Genomic DNA, 2,682 nt, shown 5'->3' with positions numbered 1-2,682 from the left:
TGGGAGAGTAGGTAGCCGCCTCTTTTTACAAAGCACTTTGAAGATTCATTTCTTCAGAGTGCTTTTTTCGTTTATATACCTTGTGGGCCTCCTGCAACTCCCTTTTTAAAGGTTTTGACACTACGCGCTATAAAGCAAAATTCAATCAACAAAAGAATTTCTGAGAATAAAAGAAAGAAGTATCAGCATAAATAACTACATTTGCAGTCGTGCACTTTTGTTTGACAACGTACATTTAAATGTATTATATTTATGAAAAAGTTCATATTTGTGTATATAGGCACATTTTGTATATTATTTACTTGTTATGGGAAAGGTATACGATTACAAACACACTACAAAAAGAATAATGATACAGACAGGGAATACGACTCAGCTTCTATCGTAGTAGATTGTTTGGGAGCAGATGAGGCTATGAATATTGTTAGCAAATTAAAAGAAGTAATAGAGCTAGAACATTATTACAAGGTAAAAGGAAGAAAAGCTATTGTATTAATGCAATCCCCCAATAAGGAGACTCCTTATTTTTGGATTCAAGTAGGTTTTTCTACTTCATATCGGTTTGAACCAATATATAATTTTTATGTTTCACCGAAAAATGGTAGCGTTTTTTTTTATGATACAATGACAGATTCTATAATCAAAATAGAGGATTGGAGGAAGAATGTTCAGAAAAAGTAACTATACACAAACATATATACGGTGCTAAGATAATCGCACATTGGTGGAGAATGACAGTCTCGATGCCAAGTGGTATCACTGACTTCAAGTCTATGTCTCAGCAAAACAAGCGAGCTTGCTTTGCATTCGGCTTACACCATTTATCCCGCCCCAATGATCACTGTGACGAAGAACCGCAAAATTTGCGGGAATTTGTAGCACTTAAAAACAACTTTATTGATGTGAACGTTATGGAAAAAGGAATTAGTGCCATGGCAGATAATCCAAGTGGCAATTTTAAAGCATTATACGAAGTTGTTGCAGACAAAAGGACTGTAGAATTTTCTATTACAGAGAAACCTAATGCAGTTAATTCAAGTGGAAAACTTTCTAAAGATTTAGTAGTTTTTGGACCGACAGAATTCTTCCCAGAAGATGTTTTTGGAAACAAAGCAGAGTGGATTACCCAAGGTGCTACAAGTATCAGTTTAGCCCCTAAAAATCATAAATGGACTAAGTGGGATTTACAACAAAGATCAAAATTAACCACCGAACAAATGCAATTCTCACCTAATGAAAATTATCAAGTACAAATAAATAAATCTATGTTTAACCAAAAAGAAACATTAAAAAATGCTGCAACCGCTACAACACATGAGCTTTATGGGCATATCCTATTTATGCTCAAAGGATGGGATTCCAGTCATGGAGAACATCGAGAAACTGATAATAGAAGATTAGAAAACTGGATAATAAATAGGGTTGATGAAACGGATAAGAATTTTAGCTATTAAAGTTGCACTTATGCTTATATTCTTTTGTAATAGTACGGCAATTGTAGCTGCCATAAATAAATGTGATAGTTTACAAATGCCAGCTTGCATTCTAAATGGAAAATACCATATTTTATCCTCGTCTCAAAATGGATATAGTATAGATGTGGTTTTAAGTAAATATGTTGAACAACAATTATCAATAATGAGATATGATTCAAGTTCTTTTCGTTTTCTTATTTTTATCGAAATAAGTAAAAGGGGTAAGGTAAAGTATATACGTTTACTAAATAAAGGTAGCTTCGAGAATAATATGATAGCTTGGACAGAAACTAAAAGAATTATAAAAAGGATTCACTTTATTCCAGCAAGATTAAACAACAGAGCAATAGTTTACCACTCGACATTTTATTTACGATTGGATTTTACTATGGGTGGAGATTGAATTGAGTCTCTTAATCTCTAAACTATCAAGTGGTAAATATAGTGGAAATGGAGACTATGATTCTTATTCTATCCTTTTTTCACTGTAACAAAGAGTTGTTTCACCCTGGAAAGGCCACTCAGCTTTGACCCCTTTGGGCAAAGCTGAGTGGCCTTTCCAGTTTATAATGGTATAGCCTATTGGACTGCCATGCCTGTGAAAGTAGATGAAAATTATTATTTTGGTGCGCAATATGGAGGGGCAACGACATTTAATCAAGCTAGATCTTTCGGCTACAATATTTGCCCTGTAGCAGATAGGTAAGGCTAAGAAGTTTATTTTAATTCTTGATTTGTTAATTCTTATAGCCTCTTATGGGATGTGTTCCATAAGAGGCTTTGAGTTATTATTGCTTTCGTCTATTTTAGGAAAAATAAAATGATTTGCGGGCCTCCCGCAACTCCCTTCCCGAAAGGTTTGTGATTTCCGCGCATGGCGAAAGTCATTTCCCGAATGGTTTGGCATTTCCGCGCATGGCAAAAGTCGTTTCCCGAAAGGTTTGATGTTTCCGCGCATGGCGAAAGTCATTTCCCGAATGGTTTGGCATTTCCGCGCATGGCAAAAGTCGTTTCCCGAATGGTTTGACGTTTCCGCGCTTGGCGAAAGTTGTTTCCCGAAAGGTTTGGTGTTTCTGCGCTTGGAGAAAGTCGTTTCCCGAATGGTTTGGTGTTTCTGCGCTTGGAGAAAGTCGTTTCCCGAAAGGTTTGGAGTTTCCGCGCATGGCGAAAGTCGTTCCCCGAATGGTTTGGAGTTTCCGCGCATAGC

Annotated in this window: 4 protein-coding genes; all 4 read left to right on the top strand. The window is 36.3% G+C overall.

Annotated elements, in window-relative coordinates; all coding sequences use genetic code 11:
* Positions 1–252: 252 nt before the first annotated feature.
* Positions 253–681, top strand: coding sequence for a hypothetical protein (locus HMPREF9420_RS12635; RefSeq protein ID WP_007136131.1), 429 nt, complete (start codon positions 253–255; stop codon positions 679–681).
* A gap of 62 nt (positions 682–743) precedes the next feature.
* Positions 744–1,454, top strand: coding sequence for a hypothetical protein (locus HMPREF9420_RS12630; RefSeq protein WP_044079294.1), 711 nt, complete (start codon positions 744–746; stop codon positions 1,452–1,454).
* On the top strand, positions 1,426–1,878 hold the full coding sequence (locus HMPREF9420_RS12625) for a hypothetical protein (RefSeq protein WP_007136129.1): 453 nt from the start codon (positions 1,426–1,428) through the stop codon (positions 1,876–1,878). The genes HMPREF9420_RS12630 and HMPREF9420_RS12625 overlap by 29 nt, the downstream gene beginning before the upstream one ends.
* A gap of 553 nt (positions 1,879–2,431) precedes the next feature.
* The coding region (locus HMPREF9420_RS14055; RefSeq protein WP_169309716.1) for a hypothetical protein at positions 2,432–2,682 on the top strand (251 nt) is incomplete at its 3' end.

Origin of the sequence: Segatella salivae DSM 15606, from assembly GCF_000185845.1 — a bacterium.
Lineage (GTDB): Bacteria > Bacteroidota > Bacteroidia > Bacteroidales > Bacteroidaceae > Prevotella > Prevotella salivae.
Note: the sequence above shows the minus strand (reverse complement) of the source record. Positions and strands in the feature narration are given on the sequence as shown.